The sequence below is a fragment of the Thauera aminoaromatica genome (assembly GCF_000021765.1).
Lineage (GTDB): Bacteria > Pseudomonadota > Gammaproteobacteria > Burkholderiales > Rhodocyclaceae > Thauera > Thauera aminoaromatica.
In genome coordinates this window covers 2,981,155-2,999,151 of sequence record NC_011662.2, presented here as the reverse complement: position 1 = coordinate 2,999,151, position 17,997 = coordinate 2,981,155, and the positions used below count along the sequence as shown (strand labels likewise).

Here is a 17,997-nt window from a genome sequence, read left to right as displayed (position 1 = left end):
CAGGGCGTACACTCGCGCCCTTGCCGCGCCCGCGAGGCGCCGATGGAGAACATAATGAAAACCGAACATGCCCCGACGATCCAGCGCGCCGACTACCGGCCGCTGGCGTGGACGGTCGAGACCGTCGACCTGCACTTCCGCCTCGACCCCGAGGCCACCCTGGTCACCAACCGAATGTCCTGCGTGCGCAAGCGCGACGCCGCCGACGGCCCGATCCGGCTATGGAGCGAGGCGCTCGAGCGCGTGTCGCTGAGCGTAGACGGCCAGGCCCCGCAAGCGCTGCGCGAGGACGGCGGCGTCATCGAGATCGACGCTGCGGGCGATCGCGTCGTGGTCGAGGTCGTCACCCGGGTGAATCCGCGCGCCAACACCACGCTCTCGGGCCTCTACCTGTCGAACGGCGGCTTCTTCACCCAGTGCGAGGCCGAGGGCTTCCGCCGCATCACCTGTTTCCCCGACCGTCCCGACGTGATGGCGCGCTACACCGTCACGCTCGAAGCCGACCGCGAGGCCTGCCCGGTGCTGCTCTCCAACGGCAACCTGGTCGACGCGGGCCTGCTGCCGGGTGGGCGCCACTACGCCAAGTGGGAGGATCCCTTCCGCAAGCCCTCGTATCTGTTCGCGCTGGTCGCGGCGAAGCTGGTCGCGTTCGAACGCAAGGTCGAGACGATGTCGGGCCGCGAGGTGCTGCTGCAGGTGTGGGTGGAGGAGGGCAACCTCGACCGCGTCGAACACGCGATGGATTCGCTGGTGCACTCGATGCGCTGGGACGAGGAGACCTTCGGCCTGGAGCTCGACCTCGACCGCTTCATGATCGTCGCCGTGGCCGACTTCAACATGGGCGCGATGGAGAACAAGGGGCTGAACATCTTCAACACCAAGTTCATCCTCGCCAAGCCCGACACCGCCACCGACCTCGACTACGAGAACGTCGAGAGCGTGGTCGCGCACGAGTACTTCCACAATTGGACGGGCAACCGCGTCACCTGCCGCGACTGGTTTCAGCTCACCTTGAAGGAAGGCCTCACCGTCTTCCGCGACCAGCAGTTCTCCGCCGACATGCTGGCGCGCGCGGCCGGCCCCGAGGGGGCGGCCTCGGCGCGCGCGGTCAAGCGCATCGACGACGTGCGCGTGCTGCGCGCCGCGCAGTTCCCCGAGGACGGTGGGCCGATGGCGCACCCGATCCGCCCCGACAGCTACCAGGAGATCAACAACTTCTACACCGCCACGGTCTACGAGAAGGGCGCCGAGGTCATCCGCATGCTGCACACCCTGCTCGGGCAGGAGGGCTTCCGCAACGGCATGGACCTCTACTTCAGCTACTTCGACGGCCAGGCGGTGACCTGCGACGACTTCGTCGAGGTCATGTCCGAGGCCAACAACGGCTTCGACCTCGACCAGTTCATGCGCTGGTACGAGCAGGCCGGCACGCCGCGGGTGAAGGCGAGCGGGGAGTGGAACGCGGCCGACGGCAGCTACACGCTGACCCTGGCGCAATCGACCCCGGCCACGCCCGGCCAGCACGTCAAGTTGCCGCTGGTAATTCCGGTCGCGCTGGGCCTCATCGGTGCGGACGGGCGCGACCTGCCGCTGCGGCTCGAGGGCGAGGCCCAGGCCGGGGCGACCACGCGCGTACTGAAGCTGACCGAGGAGGCGCAGGTGTTCCGCTTCGTCGGCCTCGCCGCCGAGCCGGTGCCCTCGCTGCTGCGCGGCTTCTCCGCGCCGGTGATCCTCGAACTCGACGAGGATGATGCGCGCCTGGCCTTCCGCATGGCGCACGACGCAGACCCCTGCAACCGCTGGGACGCCGCGCAGCGCTACGCCGAGCGCGTCGCACTGGCGCTCGCGGCCGACCCCGCGGCGACGGTGCCGGAGGCCTTCGTCCGCGCCTTCCGCGCCCTGTTGAACGACGCCGCGCTCGACCCCGCCTTCCGCGCCCAGGCGCTCGCGCTGCCGGGCGAGGCCTATCTGCTCGAGCGCATGTCGCCCGCCGATCCCGCCGCGCTGCGCGGCGCGCTGGTGCGCATGATGCGCGCGCTCGGCGCCACCCTCGCCGCCGACTGGCTGGAGGTGGTCGAGCGCCTGCAGGTAGCGGGTGAATATCGCTACCACCCGGGCGACGCCGGCCGTCGCGCGCTGGTGAATCTCGCCCTGCGCTACCTCGCCGCCGCCGGCGTGGCCGAGGGCCTGGCGCGGGCCGAGGCGCGTTTCGCCGCCGCCACCAACATGACCGAGCGCTTCGGCGCGCTCGCCGCGCTGGTGCACAGCACGAGCCCGGCGCGCACCGCCGCGCTGCAGGCCTTCCACGACCGCCATCGCGACGACGCCCTCGTGCTCGACAAGTGGTTCGCCTTGCAGGCGGGCGCCTGGCGCTGGGACGAGGCCGCCGAGCCGGCGCTGGCGCGCGTGCGCGTGCTCCTCAGCGACCCCGCCTTCAGCCTGTCGAACCCGAACAAGGTCTACGCCCTGCTGGGCACCTTCTTCCGCGCCAACCCGGGCGAGTTCCACGCCGCCGACGGCAGCGGCCACGCCTTCTGGGCCGAGCAGGTGATCGCGCTCGACGCCCGCAACCCGCAGGTCGCCGCCCGCATGGCCCGCGCGCTGGAGAACTGGCGTCGTTTCACGCCTGCGCTGCAGGCCAGCATCCGCCCGCAGCTCGAACGCGTGCTAGCCACGCCGGGGCTGTCGGCGGACGTGGCCGAGATCGTCGGCAAGGCGGTGGGGGAGTGAGCCGCGAGGCGTCTGCTCGGCTCGACAACCCGAGGGGGTTCGTAGGCGCGACGCCAGTCGCGATCCATGCGCCGGGGGGCCGCGCCGGCGCAACTCGACCACAGCAATCGCGACTTGCGTCGCGCCCACGGCGCGGCTCGAAAGCCGAGGGGTTTCTGTGGGAGCGACGCAAGTCGCGATGAGCGCGCTTCCGGGCCGCGCTGGCGCAGCCTTCCCGCGCGCCCCGCGACGCATCCCGCAGACGACGACGCCGGACCCGACTCCCGTCGGCTCCGGCGTCTGCTTGTTCGGCGGCGATGTCGCCGCGCGGCTCACTCCGCGGCGAGGTCGCCGGCGATGTAGCTCTCGAGCTGCTTGATGGTCTTCTCGTGCTGGGTGACGATGGACTTCACCATGTCGCCGATCGTCACGATGCCGAGCACCTTGCCTTCCTCGACCACCGGGATGTGGCGGAAGCGCTTGGCGGTCATCGTCGCCATCACGTCGTCGGCCGTGCCCGTCAGGCCGACCGTGTAAGGGTTGGGCGTCATCAGGTCGCCGACCTTCACATCGCGCGACACCAGCCCCTTGAGCACGACCTTGCGGGCATAGTCCCGTTCGGTGAAGATCCCGACCAGCTTGTCGCTGTCGGTGACCAGCACGCAGCCGATGTCGAACTGCGCCATCAGCGACAGCGCGTCGAAGACCGAGTCGGTCGGGCGCACCGCATGGAAGGTGCTGCCTTTCGCCTCGAGGATCTGTTTTACCGTCGTCATCATCTTTCCACTCCCCCTTCTTCGTTGAAATGCGCGCCGCAGGTCGCGGCCGGGCCTTTATTTGCGGGTTTTACGGTTTTTAACCAGATCCGTCCGCCGATGCAAGCGCGGGCGAACCCGGATCCAGCCTCCCGCTTCAGATTTCCAGGTTGTCGATCAGCCGGGTGCGGCCAAGTTTCGCCGCGGCGAGCACAACGAGCACGTCGTCTTCCTGCACCGGCGGCTGCAGGTCGAGGCGGCGGCGCACGGCGACGTAGTCGGGCGCCCATCCTGCTGCGCTCAAGCGGGCCATCGCGTCTGCCTGCAGCCGCGCGAAGTCGCGCTCGCCGGTGCGCACCGCGGCGCGGATGCCTGCGAGCAGGTGATGCAGCAGGGGCGCGCGCGCGCGCTCGTCCGCGCTCAGGTAGCCGTTGCGCGAGGACAGCGCGAGGCCGTCCTCGGCACGCACCGTCTCACCCGGTACGACCTCGATCGGCATCGCCAGTTCGCGCACCATGTTCGACAGCACCATGAGTTGCTGGTAGTCCTTCTTGCCGAACAGCGCGACCTCGGGGCGCACGATGTTGAGGAGCTTCATGACCACGGTGGCGACACCGCGGAAATGGCCGGCGCGGAACTCGCCCTCCAGGATCGACACCTGCTCTGCGGGAGGATCGACGTGGTAGCGCTGCGGCTGCGGGTACATGACCGACTCGTCGGGCGCGAACAGGTGCTCGACTCCCGCGGCGGCGAGTTTCTCGCAGTCGGCGGCGAAGGTGCGCGGATAGCGGTCGAAGTCCTCGCCGGCGCCGAACTGCAGGCGGTTGACGAAGATGCTCGCGATCACGCAGTCGGCGTGTTCGCGCGCCTGGCGCATCAGGGCGATATGGCCCTCGTGGAGGTTGCCCATGGTGGGCACGAAGGCGACGCGTCCGGCGCCCGCGCGTGCGGCGCGCAGGCTGTCGATGTTTTCGTGGATCTGCATTTGCGGTTCCTCGCGTGCGCGACGCGGGCTCAGTAACAGTGCTCGGGAGCGGGGAAGCTGCCGTCCTTGACCGCGGCCGCGTAGCGCGCAACCGCTTCCTCGATGCTCGCCGCGCCTTCCATGAAGTTGCGCACGAAGCGCGCCGTCTTGCCGGGGAACACGCCGAGCAGGTCGTGCAGCACCAGCACCTGGCCGTCGCAGGCGGCGCCTGCGCCGATGCCGATCGTCGCCATGCTGGAGAGGCTGGCGGTGATCTCGCCGGCGAGCGTGGCGGGCACCATTTCCATGACCATCAGTGCGGCGCCGGCCTGCTCGAGCACGAGCGCGTCGGCCTTGAGGCGCGCCGCGCCTTCCTCGCTGCGGCCCTGCACGCGATAGCCGCCGAGCTGATGCACCGCCTGCGGGGTGAGGCCGATGTGCGCGCACACCGGCACGCCGCGCTCGACGAGGAAGCGCACGGTCTCGGCCATGAACTCGCCGCCTTCGAGCTTGACCATCTGCGCCCCGGCGGCCATCAGGCGGGCGGCGTTGCGCATGGCCTGCTCGCGGCTCTCGTGGTAGCTGCCGAAGGGCATGTCGGTGACGACGAAGGGGCGCGCCCCGGCACGGGCCACGCATTCGGTGTGGTAGGCCATCTGCTCGAGGGTGACCGGCAGGGTGGATTTCTGTCCCTGCAGGACGTTGCCGAGCGAGTCGCCGATCAGGATGGAATCGACGCCGGCGCGGCCGAGGAGCGCGGCGAAGCTCGCGTCATAGGCGGTGAGCATCGCGATCTTGCGCCCTTCGGCGCGCATCTTGCCGAGTTCGAAGAGGGTGACGGGCTTCTGGTCCTGGAGATAGCTCATTCATCGCTCCTGTTGGGAGGCGGCAGTGTCGGCCAAACTGGTGCATTGCACAAGCCTCGCGGCCCGTGCCGGGCACGGGCAGCCATCGTCGGCGCGCGCCCGCCGACTGCGCTCAATCCGCGTAGCCGAAGAACTCGCGGTAGCTGCGCATCTCGCGCAGGCGTTCGAGCAGCAGTTCGAAGTCCTCGTCGCGGTCGACCGGGTTGAGCTTTCCGGCATCCACGATGAAGAGCGGTGCGGCGTCGTACTGGTAGAAATAGCGCGTGTAGCGCTCGGCCACCTGCTCGAGGTAGAGCTCGGTGATGCGGCGCTCGGCATCCAGGCCGCGCTTGCGGATGCGCTCCATCAGGGTGTCGGGGCGCGCCTGCAGGTAGATCACCAGGTCGGGACGGGGCGCGTTGGCGGGCTGCAGGCCGTCATGCACGCGGCGATAGAGCGCGAGTTCGTCGGGCGACAGGTTCTGCTCGGCGAAGAGGTGGTCCTTGTCGAACAGGAAGTCGGCCACCACACGACGCTCGCCCTCGATGGGGCCGAGCGTGGAGAGCTGGTCGATGCGCTGGAACAGGAAGGAGAGCTGGGTCGCCAGGCCCCAGCGCTCGGACTGCTGGTAGAAGCGGCCGAGGAAGGGGTTGAGCTCGGCCTGCTCGAACACCGCCTCGGCCTGGAGGCGGTCGGCCAGACGGCGGGCGAGGGAGGTCTTGCCGGCGCCGATCGGGCCTTCGACGACGATGTAGCGGGCCTTGTCGAGCATGCTGGGCTGCCTTTCCGGTGAGCGTGCGTCAGTTGCGGAAGATGAAATACACCGCGCCGAGCATACACAAGGCGGCCCACAGGTAGTCAAGCTTGAGCGGCTGCTTCATGTAGAGCACGACGAAGGGCACGAAGACCAGCAGGGTGATCACCTCCTGCATGATCTTGAGCTGGGCGAGGCTGAGCGTGGTGGCGCCGATGCGGTTGGCGGGCACCTGCAGCAGGTATTCGAAGAGCGCGATCCCCCAGCTCACCAGTGCGGCCACATACCAGGCCTTCGTCTGCATGTTCTTCAGGTGGCCGTACCACGCGAAGGTCATGAACACGTTGGAGGCGGTGAGCAGCAGCGCGGTCTGCATCCACACGGGAATCGAGCTGACGGACTGGATCCAGGCGGCCATGGGCGGACGGAGGGCGGGTCGGTGGCGAGCGGGTCAGGGGTGGCGGGCGCTGTCGGCGGGGGTGGGCACGCGTTCGATCGCCTGGCCGGCGAGCGCGGGCAGCAGCGCCGCGACCGCGCCGCGGCCGGGAATGCTGGCGGCGGGATCGATCTCGGCCAGCGGCAGCAACGCGAAGGCGCGCTCGTGCATGCGCGGGTGGGGCACCTGCAGGCCGGGCTCGTCGATCACCGCGTCGCCGTACAGCAGCAGGTCGAGGTCCAGCGTGCGCGGCGCCATCGGGAAGTCGCGGCGGCGGCCGCTGTCGTGCTCGATCGCGAGCAGGGCCTCCAGCAGCGGGCGCGGCGCGAGCGCGGTGTCGAGCGCGATCACCGCGTTGAGGTAGTCGGGCTGGCCGGCCACGCCCACCGGGGCGCTGCGGTACAGCGAGGAGCGCGCGACGACGCGCGTGCCGGGCAGCGCATCGAGGCGCTGCACGGCTTCGAAGAACGCGGCGGCCGGGTCGCCGAGGTTGGCGCCGAAGGCGACGTATGCGCGGACCAAGCTCGAGCGCTCAGGACGGATCGACGACGGCGGCGTCCGCCGCCGCGGGGGTCTCGCCGGCCGGCTTGCGCTTGCGCCGGCGGCGCTTCTTCGCCGCGGGTGCGGCGTCGGGCGGCGCCTGGCGCAGCAGGGCCTCGCGCTGGTCGGGGCCCGCGTGGGCGAAGTCGTCCCACCAGTCGACGATCTCCATCGGGATCTCGCCGGCCTGCGCGCGCAGGCGCAGGAAATCCCAGCCGGCGCGGTAGCGCGGCTGCTCGATGACGCGGTAGGGCGCCTTGCCGGCACGCTTGTCGAAGCGCGGCTGCAGCGCCCAGATGTCCTTGATGTCGCCGGCGATGCGGCGGGTGATGGCGAGCTTGCCAGCCTGGGCGTCGAGCACCTCGTCCATGGCCTCGAAGAGTGCGGGCTGGCTATGGTCGCCGGCGGCCTTCTTGTTGTCCCAGGTCTTCAGCACCTCGTGCCAGAGCAGGGTGGAGAACAGGAAGCCGGGCGAAACGGACTTGTCCTCGCGCACGCGCTCGTCGGTGTTCTCCAGTGCCAGGGTGACGAAGCGCTCGCCCATCGGCTGCTCGAGGATCACGTCCAGCAGTGGCAGCAGGCCGTGGTGCAGGCCTTCAGCGCGCAGCTGCTGCAGGCACTTCAGCGAGTGACCGGAGAACAGCAGCTTGAGCATCTCGTCGAAGAGCCGCGCCGCCGGCACGTTCTCGAGCAGCGGGCCCATCTCGCGGATCGGCTGGCGCGCTGCGGGGTCGATGGTCAGCCCGAGCTTGGCCGCCAGGCGCACCGCGCGCAGCATGCGCACCGGGTCCTCGCGGTAGCGCGTGCGCGGGTCGCCGATCATGCGCAGGGTCTTCTGCTGGATGTCGGCGACGCCGTGGTGGTAGTCGACGATGGTCTCGGTGCCGGGATCGTAGTACAGCGCGTTGACCGTGAAGTCGCGCCGGGTGGCGTCTTCCTGCTGGTTGCCGAAGACGTTGTCGCGCAGCACGCGGCCGTGCTCGTCGGTGTCGGCGCTCTCGGCGTCCTGGCTGGCGCGGAAGGTGGAGACCTCGATGGTCTCCGGCCCGCTCATCACGTGCACGATCTTGAAGCGCCGGCCGATGATGCGCGAACGGCGGAAGGCGGCGCGCACCTCCTCGGGTGTGGCGCTGGTGGCGACGTCGTAGTCCTTGGGCGGGTGGCCGATCAGCAGGTCGCGCACCGCGCCGCCGACGACGAAGGCCTTGAAGCCCTTCTCCTGCAGCACCGCGCATACCTTGCGCGCGGCCGGCGACAGCTGCTCGCGGCGGATGCCGTGGCGTTCGACGGGAATGAGGGCGGGTTCGTGGCGTGCGGGGGTGGCCGGGCGCTTGAAAACCTTGCGCAGCAGCTTGCGGATCATCGGGAAAGGAGTCGTGCTTGCATAAGCGCGCAATGATAACCGATCGAAACGTCCGTACGCTGCGCGAAGGCGGAGGGGAGCGGTGGGGATTCGGCAAAATGGCACTCCCGACTCGCGTCCCGCCTGCGGCAAAGCTGCGCGCTTCCGGGGCGGCTGCGATCGCGACTTGCGTCGCTCCTACGGGAAACCGGTGCGTGTTCGGGGCGGTGGCGATCGCGACTTGCGTCGCCCCCACGGGAAACCGGTGCGTCTTCGGGGCGGCTGCGATCGCGACTTGCGTCGCTCCCACGCGAACCGTCGCGCACTCGGAGCCGCGATGTGGGAGCGACGCAAGTCGCGATCGGCGGTGCGGGAGGCGATGAGCGTCGGCGGGTGCGGGGTGGTGTAGGAGCGACGCAAGTCGCGAATCTTCAGCGCAGCGAGATCAACGACCAGTTCAGCGCAGCGAGATCACCGGCCAGCCGGCGGCCTCGGCATGGGCGCGCAGGGTGTCGTCGGGGTCGACCGCGACCGGGTCGGTGACGCGCTGCATCAGCGGCAGGTCGTTGTGCGAATCGCTGTAGAACCAGCTGTGCTCGAAGCTGCCCATGTGCAGGCCGAGCGACTCCAGCCAGGCGTCGACGCGCTCGATCTTGCCCGCCTTGAACGCCGGCATGCCGCGCGGCTTGCCGGTGAAGGCACCGTCCTGCTGTGCGGGGATGGTGGCCACCACGTGCGGGATGCCGAACTCGCGCACGATCGGACCGGTGACGAAGGCGTTGGTGGCGGTGACCACCGCGACCAGGGCGCCGCTGTCGAGGTGCTCGCGCACCAGCGTGCGCGCCTTGGCGGTGATCATCGGACGGATCGACTGCGCCATGAACTCGCAGTGCCAGGCGTCGAGTTGCGCGCGCGGGTGGCGGGCGAGGGGGGCGAGCTGGAAGTCGAGGAATTCGAAGATGTCGAGCGTGCCGGCCTTGTACTGTTCGTAGAACGCGATGTTCTTCGCTTCCTGCACCTCGCGGTCGAGCACGCCCTTGCCGATGAGGAACTGCGCCCAGGCGAAGTCGGAGTCGCCGGCGAGCAGGGTGTTGTCGAGGTCGAAGAGGACGAGATTCACGATCGGGCTCCGCAAGATGGATCGGTTGGATGAGGATTCGAAGAGGGCGTGACGCGCGTCGGACGGCGGCCCCGCGGGGTCAGATTTCCAGCCCTTGCTGGATCATGTCGCGCAGCAGCGGCAGGGTGATCGGGCGCTTGTGCTCGAGCGAGGCGCGGTCGAGCGCGTCCAGCACCTCGCGCAGGCTGGAGAGCTCGCGGCGGCCGTGGCGCAGCAGAAAATCCACCACCTCGTCGGCCAGGCGCAGGCCGCGCCGCGCCGCCAGGGTGGTGAGGATCTCCGCGCGCGCGTCGTCGTCGAGCGGCTTCACCTCGTAGATCAGGCTCTGGCCGATGCGGGTGCGCAGGTCCTCGCGCAGCGCCAGGCCGAGCGGGGCGGCCGGGCCGCACAGCAGCAGCGACTGGCCGTTCGCGCGGGCGCGGTTGAAGGCGTTGAAGAGCGCGATCTGCGCGGCGGCGCCGAGCTGGTCCGCGTCGTCGATCGCGAGCAGTGCGCCCGGCGTCTCGGGCAGGTGGTCCTCGACGGTCGCGGCGGCGAGCAGGTGGGCGGGCCGGCCGGCGGCGCGCGCGGCGTCGACCGCGGCGCGCAGCAGGTGGCTGCGTCCGCTGCCCGGCGCGCCCCACAGGTAGATGTGGCGCGCCGGGAGCTGTTCGGCGGTGGCGGGCGAGGCGAGCAGCGAGACGGTGGCGACCAGCTCGGCGTTGGCGCCGGCGACGAAGTTCTCGAGCGTGGGCGGGGCGTCGGGGCGGATGTCGAGGACGAGCTGCTTCATGGGCGCTCGCGCTCGCTCGCGATGATCGGCCGCGGCTGCGTGCCGAGATACACCGGGCTGGCGAGCCAGGCCTCGCGCACCTCGCGCAGGCCTACCAGCAGCGCGGCGCTCACCGGCAGCGCGACCAGCACGCCGACGAAGCCGAAGAGCTGGCCGAAGGCCATCAGCGCGAAGATCACCGCGAGCGGGTGCAGGCCGATGCGTTCGCCCACCAGGTAGGGCGTGAGCACGAAGCTCTCGACGACCTGACCAAGCGCATACACGATTGCCACGCCGGCCAGCGGCGGCCAGCCCTGCGCCTGCAGCAGCGCGGCGACGATGGCGAGGATCAGCCCGCCGCCGAAGCCGACGTAGGGGATGAAGACCAGCAGGCCGGTGAGCACGCCCACCGGCAGCCAGAAGTTGAGCCCGGCCAGCCACAGGCCGGCGCTGTAGAACACCGCCAGCAGCAGCATCACCGAGAGCTGGCCGCGCAGGAACTCGGACATCACCGAGTCGATGTCGCCGAGGACGCGCTTGGTGCCGTCGACCCAGGGGCGCGGCACGATGCGCTCGAGCTCGTCGAGGATGCGCGGCCACTCCTGCAGCAGGTAGAACATCACCAGCGGAATCAGCACCACGTTGGCGAGGAAGCCGAGCACCGCCATGCCGCCGGTCTTGAGGTGGGCGAGCACCGCCGGCACCAGTTCCTGCGCGCTCGTCCAGTTGTCGGCGATCAGCTGCTGGAACTGTTCGGCGTTGAGCCTGATGTCTACGCCGAGGCGGGCCTCGAGCAGCGGCGCGACGTTGAGGTTGAACATCTGCACCAGCTCGGGCAGGCGGCGCACCAGCAGCACGCCCTCGCGATAGACCATCGGTACCAGGATCAGCGCGAGCGCGATCAGCAGCAGGCCGAGCGCGAGGATCACCAGCAGCACCGCCAGTGCCCGCGGCACGCGGCGCGCGACCATCCAGTTGACCGCCGGGTCGCAGATGTAGGCGAACACCGCCCCTACCACGAAGGGGGTGAGGATGGGTCCGAGCAGCCAGAGCAGGGCGACGAGGGCGGCGCCGGTCGCGGTCCAGGCGACGGTTTGCAGGCGATCGACGCGGGGAGGCTTCATTTAAAGTAAAATCGCGGGCTTGGCGCGGGCGAAAACCGCCCGCAGAACACGTAAATGTAGCCACTTGGCGTTGCGGCCTCAAGCTCGGTCCCTCCGGGCATGCGGCGACGCCCGGCAGCCTGCGAGCCCGAAGGAACGATCTTGGCCGACCATCATCCCGAACCGCTGGATCCCCAGCCCTCCCTTTCCTACCGCGACGCCGGCGTGGACATCGAAGCCGGCGACGCGCTTGTCGAGCGCATCAAGCCCTTCGCCAAGCGCACCATGCGCCCCGAGGTGCTGGGCGGCATCGGCGGCTTCGGCGCACTCTTCGAGCTGTCGAAGAAGTACAAGGAGCCGGTGCTGGTGTCCGGCACCGACGGCGTCGGCACCAAGCTCAAGCTCGCCTTCCAGCTCGACAAGCACGACACCGTCGGCCAGGACCTGGTGGCGATGAGCGTGAACGACATCCTGGTGCAGGGCGCCGAGCCGCTGTTCTTCCTCGACTACTTCGCCTGCGGCAAGCTCGACGTCGACACCGCCGCCGACGTGGTCCAGGGCATCGCCCGCGGCTGCGAGCTCGCCGGCTGCGCGCTCATCGGCGGCGAAACCGCCGAGATGCCCGGCATGTACCCCGAGGGCGAATACGACCTCGCCGGCTTCGCGGTCGGCGTGGTCGAGAAGGCCGACATCATCGACGGCAGCCGGATCGTCCCCGGCGACGTGGTGCTCGGCCTGGCCTCGAGCGGCGCGCACTCCAACGGCTACTCGCTGATCCGCAAGATCGTCGAGCGCGCCGGCACCGACATGATGGCGCCCTTCCACGGCCGTCCCTTCCGCGACGTGGTCATGGAACCCACCCGCATCTACGTCAAGCCCATGCTCGAGCTCATGCGCGCGATGCCCGGCGTGGTCAAGGGCATGGCCCACATCACCGGCGGCGGCATCACCGAAAACGTGCCGCGCATCCTGCGCGAGGAGCTGACCGCGCGCATCGACGGCGACACCTGGGCGCTGCCGCAGATGTTCCGCTGGCTGCAGTTCGCCGGCGGGGTGAACCAGGACGAGATGTATCGCGTGTTCAACTGCGGCATCGGCATGGTGGTGATCGTGTCGGCAGCCGACGCCGAGGCCGCCGAGGCGAAGCTCGCCGCCGCGGGCGAGACCGTGTATCGCATCGGCGTCATCGACACCCGCCGCGAAGGCGAGGCGCAGACCATCATCGACTGAGGATGTGCCCCGGCGCGCAGGGGGCGACCCGTGCGCGCCGCGTTATCGACCTCGGTCGAGCCGCGTTTCCGCGCCGCTTTCCGCGTTCCCCTCCGCGTTCCGTTCCATCCCCCGGCCTGGAGCTCGCCGCGCCATGGGCTATCGCCTCGCCGCCGACGCGGTGCTGCTGCTTCACCTGGGCTTCATCGCCTTCGCCGTGCTGGGCGGGCTGCTCGCGCTGCGCTGGCGGCTTGCCCCCTGGCTGCATCTGCCCGCGGTCGCCTGGGCCGCATGGATCGAAGCGAGCGGCGGCCTGTGTCCGCTCACCCCGCTCGAGAACCGCCTGCGCGTGCTGGCCGGCCAGTCCGGCTATGCGGGCGGCTTCATCGAGCACTATGTTCTTCCGCTGATCTATCCCGCCGCGCTCACCCGCGAGCTGCAGTTCGCGCTCGCCGGCTTCGTCGTGCTCGTCAACCTGGCGGTGTATGCGTGGGTGTGGCGTCGGAAGCTGCGCCAGGGCAGCACTGGTGCGTGCGCCAGGCGGGCGCGGGCGCCGTGATCGCGACTTGTGTCGCCCACGTCGCCGCTCCGGAAGCGCAGCGGTTTTCCGTAGGAGCGACGCAAGTCGCGATCGCAGCCGCTGCGGGCCTGCCTACGCTCATCGACTTTCGCACCGCCGATCGCGACTTGCGTCGCTCCTACATGACCACTACGCCTGCCGAGATTCCCGCAGGAGCGGTGCAAGTCGCGATCGGCGGTTCGGGGCCAATCCGCGTCGGGGGGAACAGCCGGGCAAGGTGCGCTTGCCTGATCACTCGCTCCAGCCTTCGAAACCGCGCGTGGCCTGTGTCGGGCGGGCGAAGCCGCCGGTGATCCAGGCGGTGGCGCTCGCCACGCCGAGGCGGAAGTCCGGCGGAACGCGCACCTGCGCGACCTCTTCGCCGAGCGCGTCGAAGGCGCTCAGCGTGGCGTAGGGCTCGTACTCGTCGGGGGTGATGTCGAGGCGGACGTCCCACTGCGCGTCGAGCGCGAACACCGTGAGGCGCTTGTGCAGCATCGCGTGCGCCTGCTGGCGGTGACGCTGCAGGACCTCGCCGGCGGTCTTGACCAGGGTGTTGAAGGCGGACTGGTCGAGCGGTTTGGGGTTCTTCTTGTCGCGCCCCATGGTCCATGGGCCCACCAGCGCCGGCTCGGCCTCGCCGTCCTGCAGCATCTCGACCGCCCAGCCGTCGTCGTCCTCGTTCTTGATCACGCGCGCGGTCCAGCCGTCGAGCTGCCACAGACGGTCGCTGCGGAGGGCGGGCACGCCGGGCTGGGGCGGAGTGAAGAGGGCCTGGGCTTCGTCCCGGGCGGGGTCGGGGAGGCTGGGGTTCGTCATGAGGGCCGTGGGCGTGGTATCGGTATGGGGCGCATCGAGCGGGAGCTCGAGCGCGATGGAGACGGTGAGGGATGGCGCGTCGGACGGCATTGGCATGACCGCGTCCGTATGCGGAGCCGCCCGTGGCTTGCGCGTTCGGCGCTGCGGAAGCGATGGAGACGCCGACGACGCCTGTGCTGCAAACAGGGAGAGTTGATCGGTGTTCATGCTTGCCTTTCTCCGAAGCTGATATTTTATACAGTCTTCAGGCGTGAGCAAGCACCGTCGTCCAGCGCACGCAGAAGTGCGACTGGATGCTCCGAGTCGGGCCGTCTATGCTGAATAAAAGCGCCGACGCTCCGCGGCAAGGGCGTCGCGCGTGTTTCGGCTTTCTCGTCGCATGCATTCCGACAGGAGTCTTCGTCATGCCCAAGACCGTTCCCAAGCAAAGCGATTCCCAAGTTCCCGTCGCCGCAGCACCTGCCGGGGCCCCGATCGGCATCGGCGAAGGCTTGTTCTCGCCCAATGCCGGCGCGGACGGCAAGACGCACTTCCGTGCCAGCATCGATCTGGCGACGGATGGTCATCCGGCCAGCCTGCTCATCGATAACCCCGGCGAAACGGGGACGGTGCAAGGCGGGGGGACTTCGGTCTGTCTCACCCATCCACTGAAGGTCAAGTTCGAACATCTCAAGGAATATCTCGGCACCCAGGGCGCGACGGTTTCCACACCCTTGTCCAATGTGATGGAGAGGGCTGAACTCGACTGCGCAGCCTTCTATTATCGCGATAGCGGACCGATGTTGCTGAGCATTGCCTTGAAGTGTTCCGATGAGCAGAAGGGGGGCCTCATCGCGGCGCTGACCAATAGTCCTGAATTGGGGAAGCTGTTCGACGTCGAGGGCGTGTCCTTGCGGGTGTTGAAATGCCCGGAGGCTTGCCAGGAGGAACTGGAAACCTACTGGAAGGCCGTGTCCGCGTTGCCGTCCTCTCCTTCCGAACAGAAGGACCCCAAGGACGTGAATGCGCCCCCCGCGCCGACCGCCGAGGAAGGGGGGGAGCAGGGAGCGGGCGCAGCCGACACGCCGGCAGCCGTCGGATGAGGGCGATCCATCCGCCTTGCCGCGGAGCCGCGGGGTGAGCACGACGGAGGATGCCGGGCCGGCCACGCCGACGACGGTCGAGCTCGAACTCGAACTCAGGGTAGGCGGCCGTCCACTTGGGTTGCGCGGGACGCTCACCGGTGGCGGGCTGACGGGCCTTGCGGGGACACTGCGCGGCGAGAAGACCGATACCCTGGGCGGCCTGCTCGCCGGTCTCGGCGAGGCCTTCGCCGGCCCCGGCGCGGCGCTCGATGCCCTGGGCGGGGGGGGCTTGGCGGCGATCCATTTCGAGGCGGTCGAGCTCGCCTATCGCAGTACCGCAACGCCCTGCGTCGTGCTGAACACCACCCTGGGCGTCGGGGTCGGCCACACCCGGATCGTCGTCGCAAAGCTCCTTCCCGTCCCCGGGCGTGCGGAGGATGAAGGCGGCCTGGTGGCGGGTTTCGAGCTCGAGCTCGAACCGCGGCCGATCGGTGACAAGGGCCTCTCGGAGCTGATCGGCGGGATCGTGGTAGAGCGCCTCGGCGTCTTCCATGCGAGCCGGGACTGCAGCGGGCTGCACCTCGAGCCGGCGACCGCGCCGGGCGCCTTCGCGCCCCTCGTCGAGCGCGCCGGGGAGGGCCGCAGCCTGCACGCGGGGCTGAACCTGTCGGGGCGAGTGCTCATCGGTGGCGTCGATCTGCTCGAAGGTTTCGGGCACGACACCGGCAATACCCTCGACGCACAGGCCCCGGCCGCCGAGCCTTCCCCCGCAGCCGCCCCCGCACTCGCATCGCCCGCGCCCGAAGCACCCCTGCCGGCGCGCGGCAGGGCGTTCTGGAAGCGCATCGACAAGCGCATCGGTCCGCTGAGCTTCCGCCGCGTCGGGCTGGTCTACGAGTCCTCGCGGCTCGCCATCGCCCTCGATGCCGGCCTGCGCATCGGCGGCCTGTCCTTCGAGCTGGTCGGCTTCGGCGTCGATTGCCCGATCGCGGCGTTGCTGAAGGGGCCCCACGCGGCGATGGACGGCCTCGGCGTCCGGCTCGAGGGCGCGATGCTCGGGCTCGAGACCGGGGCGATCGCGATCAGCGGCGGGTTGACGCGCGCGCCGGGAGAGACGCTGCGTCTGGACGGCAGCCTGCGCGTGAGCACGCCGGTGCTCAGCGTGAGCGCGATAGGCTCCTACGAGCGCATCGAGGGCGCGCACTCCTTCTTCGCCTTCGCCGCCTTGCACAAGGAGATCGGCGGTCCGCCCTTCTTCTTCGTCACCGGGCTGTGCCTGGGCATCGGCATCCACCGCCGGCTCACCCTGCCGCCGATCGAGCAGGTGCACAGCTTCCCCTTGCTGCGCGCCGCGGCCGAGCCGGATTACCTCGGCAAGGATGCGGATCCGCGTCGCATCGGCGCGCTGGTGGACACCTGGCTCGCCCCCGAGCGCGACAGCATGTGGATCGCCGGCGGCGTGCGCTTCACCTCCTTCGGCATCGTGGAGTCGGTGGCGATGCTGTCGGTCGCCTTCGGCAACCGCCTGGAGATCGGCGTGCTCGGCCTGTCCCGCCTGCAACTGCCGCGCAAGGCGGGCGGCGAGGCTGCCATGGCCTGCGTGGAGATGGAACTGCGTGTGGTGATCGCGCCCGACGACGGCCTGGTCGCGGTCGAGGGCCGGCTCACCGAGAACTCCTTCGTGCTGCGACGCGATTTCCGCCTGCGCGGCGGTTTCGCCTTCTTCGCCTGGTACGCGGGCCCGCATGCGGGTGATTTCGTCGTCTCGGTGGGTGGCTACCATCCATCCTTCCAGGTTCCGGCGCATTACCCGCGACCGGAGCGGGTCGAGTTCAACTGCCAGATCGGTCAGGTCACGATCAGCGGGCAGTGCTACTTCGCCCTGTGTCCCGCGGCGATCATGGCCGGCGGCAGCCTGTCGATCGTCTACGCTTCGGGCGGCATCCGCGCCTGGCTGGTCGCGCGCGCGGATTTCCTGATGCAGTGGAAGCCGCTCCACTACGAGGCCGCGGTTGCGGTCTCGCTGGGCGTGCAGCTGAACATCAAGATCTGGTTCGTGCGCATCCGCCTGTCGATCGAGCTCGGCGCGGCGATCGCGCTCTATGGTCCGCCGCTCGCCGGCAGCGTGCGTATCTCGCTCTACGTGGTCAGCTTCACGGTCGGCTTCGGGCCGCCCAAGAGCCTGCCGCCGCCGATGGTCTGGGAGTCGGACGACCCCGAGCGCTCGTTTGCGCACAGCTTCCTCGGCAACCCCGACGTCACCCGCATCTCGGTCGTGGATGGCCTGCTCGATACGCCCGCCGCGCCCCCGGGCAGCGCGCCCCGGCGCCCGGTGCTGCAGGCGCATCGCCTGCACCTGCGCTGCCAGAGCAGCGTGCCGGCGACCGAGCTGCGCTTCGACGGCCGCGAGCTGCACCCGCGCGGGGGTGGCACCTGGCCGCAGCTGGGCGTGCAACCGATGGGCCTGGGGCGCTTTCATTCACGGATCGAGCTCACGCTCGAGGCGCTCCACCCGGATGGCAGCGTCCGGGGAGACGCGCAGGCCGAACTCGACCTCGCGCCCCTCACCGTCAGTGTCCCCAGCGCGCTGTGGAGTCCGCGCCCGCCCGGCATCGATATCCTGTCCGGGAAAGCCCTCATCGACGGCGCGCCGGTGGGCATCGAACTGCGCGGCCGGGTCGATCCGGACACAAGGGTCGGCCCGGCGCTCGAGCTGGAGACCTTCGCGTACGATCGGGTCGAGTATCCCTGCAGCGATGTCGGTGCGCTCCGCCCGGCGACGGCCCTGCCCGGGAGCGCGGCGAGGCTGGGCGACACCCTCATGGCGGGCGTCGTGGTCGAGCGCCGCAGGGCAATCGTGGACTGCCTCAACGCCGGCCGCGGCGTGCGCAAGCTGAGCGCCGACGCCGAGCTGCCCATCCTCGCCGCGGCGCCCGAGCACGTCCTCGACGTCGAGCCCCTGATGGCGCGGATCGGCCAGGACGTGCCGCGCATGTTCGCCGAGATCTGATCGCCTCGATATGGGAG

At 69.8% G+C, this 17,997-nt stretch carries 16 protein-coding genes; 5 read left to right on the top strand and 11 right to left on the bottom strand.

The genetic code is table 11. The features are described from left to right. Positions 1–54: 54 nt before the first annotated feature. The gene (gene pepN / locus TMZ1T_RS13210) at positions 55–2,730 is read left to right on the top strand and encodes an aminopeptidase N (protein ID WP_004300555.1); all 2,676 of its coding nucleotides are present in this window, start codon (positions 55–57) and stop codon (positions 2,728–2,730) included. Between the two features lie 311 nt (positions 2,731–3,041). Here pepN and TMZ1T_RS13205 read toward each other — a convergent pair whose 3' ends face one another. The 10 genes from TMZ1T_RS13205 to TMZ1T_RS13160 form a co-directional block, all read right to left on the bottom strand. Further along, the gene (locus TMZ1T_RS13205) at positions 3,042–3,488 is read right to left on the bottom strand and encodes a CBS domain-containing protein (RefSeq protein ID WP_004300557.1); all 447 of its coding nucleotides are present in this window, start codon (positions 3,486–3,488) and stop codon (positions 3,042–3,044) included. 133 nt (positions 3,489–3,621) lie between these two features. Then, positions 3,622–4,449 carry a pantoate--beta-alanine ligase gene (panC, locus tag TMZ1T_RS13200; RefSeq protein ID WP_004300559.1) on the bottom strand — a complete coding sequence of 276 codons (828 nt, stop codon included), beginning with the start codon at positions 4,447–4,449 and terminating at the stop codon, positions 3,622–3,624. 29 nt (positions 4,450–4,478) lie between these two features. After that, on the bottom strand, positions 4,479–5,294 hold the full coding sequence (gene panB / locus TMZ1T_RS13195; RefSeq protein WP_004300561.1) for a 3-methyl-2-oxobutanoate hydroxymethyltransferase: 816 nt from the start codon (positions 5,292–5,294) through the stop codon (positions 4,479–4,481). Between the two features lie 112 nt (positions 5,295–5,406). Further along, complete coding sequence (locus TMZ1T_RS13190; protein ID WP_004300563.1) at positions 5,407–6,045, bottom strand: deoxynucleoside kinase; 639 nt, start codon at positions 6,043–6,045, stop codon at positions 5,407–5,409. A gap of 28 nt (positions 6,046–6,073) precedes the next feature. Next, entirely contained in the window at positions 6,074–6,445 is a 372-nt protein-coding gene (locus tag TMZ1T_RS13185) for a DMT family protein (RefSeq protein ID WP_004300565.1), read from the bottom strand. A 33-nt stretch (positions 6,446–6,478) separates the two neighbouring features. Further along, entirely contained in the window at positions 6,479–6,985 is a 507-nt protein-coding gene (gene folK, locus TMZ1T_RS13180; protein WP_004300567.1) for a 2-amino-4-hydroxy-6-hydroxymethyldihydropteridine diphosphokinase, read from the bottom strand. Positions 6,986–6,995: 10 nt separating this feature from the next. Continuing rightward, positions 6,996–8,366 (bottom strand): polynucleotide adenylyltransferase PcnB, encoded by a 1,371-nt coding sequence (gene pcnB / locus TMZ1T_RS13175; RefSeq protein WP_004300569.1) that lies wholly within the window; start codon positions 8,364–8,366, stop codon positions 6,996–6,998. 436 nt (positions 8,367–8,802) lie between these two features. Further along, positions 8,803–9,465 (bottom strand): histidinol-phosphatase, encoded by a 663-nt coding sequence (locus TMZ1T_RS13170; RefSeq protein ID WP_004300571.1) that lies wholly within the window; start codon positions 9,463–9,465, stop codon positions 8,803–8,805. 79 nt (positions 9,466–9,544) lie between these two features. Further along, positions 9,545–10,237 carry a DnaA regulatory inactivator Hda gene (gene hda, locus TMZ1T_RS13165; protein WP_012585660.1) on the bottom strand — a complete coding sequence of 231 codons (693 nt, stop codon included), beginning with the start codon at positions 10,235–10,237 and terminating at the stop codon, positions 9,545–9,547. Then, the gene (locus TMZ1T_RS13160) at positions 10,234–11,340 is read right to left on the bottom strand and encodes an AI-2E family transporter (RefSeq protein ID WP_004322815.1); all 1,107 of its coding nucleotides are present in this window, start codon (positions 11,338–11,340) and stop codon (positions 10,234–10,236) included. The genes hda and TMZ1T_RS13160 overlap by 4 nt, the downstream gene beginning before the upstream one ends. A gap of 141 nt (positions 11,341–11,481) precedes the next feature. Here TMZ1T_RS13160 and purM point away from each other — a divergent pair, with 141 nt between their 5' ends. Beyond that, entirely contained in the window at positions 11,482–12,549 is a 1,068-nt protein-coding gene (purM, locus tag TMZ1T_RS13155) for a phosphoribosylformylglycinamidine cyclo-ligase (RefSeq protein WP_004322816.1), read from the top strand. A gap of 133 nt (positions 12,550–12,682) precedes the next feature. Beyond that, positions 12,683–13,087 carry a DUF2784 domain-containing protein gene (locus TMZ1T_RS13150; RefSeq protein ID WP_004322817.1) on the top strand — a complete coding sequence of 135 codons (405 nt, stop codon included), beginning with the start codon at positions 12,683–12,685 and terminating at the stop codon, positions 13,085–13,087. A gap of 252 nt (positions 13,088–13,339) precedes the next feature. Here the strand turns inward: TMZ1T_RS13150 and TMZ1T_RS20615 are convergent, their stop codons facing one another. Next, positions 13,340–14,002, bottom strand: a complete 663-nt coding sequence (locus tag TMZ1T_RS20615; RefSeq protein WP_012585659.1) for a hypothetical protein — start codon at positions 14,000–14,002, stop codon at positions 13,340–13,342. 308 nt (positions 14,003–14,310) lie between these two features. Here TMZ1T_RS20615 and TMZ1T_RS13140 point away from each other — a divergent pair, with 308 nt between their 5' ends. Both TMZ1T_RS13140 and TMZ1T_RS13135 read left to right on the top strand, forming a co-directional pair. After that, positions 14,311–14,988 carry a hypothetical protein gene (locus tag TMZ1T_RS13140; RefSeq protein WP_004322821.1) on the top strand — a complete coding sequence of 226 codons (678 nt, stop codon included), beginning with the start codon at positions 14,311–14,313 and terminating at the stop codon, positions 14,986–14,988. Positions 14,989–15,022: 34 nt separating this feature from the next. Next, on the top strand, positions 15,023–17,980 hold the full coding sequence (locus TMZ1T_RS13135; RefSeq protein ID WP_004322823.1) for a DUF6603 domain-containing protein: 2,958 nt from the start codon (positions 15,023–15,025) through the stop codon (positions 17,978–17,980). The last annotated feature ends 17 nt before the right edge of the window (positions 17,981–17,997 follow it).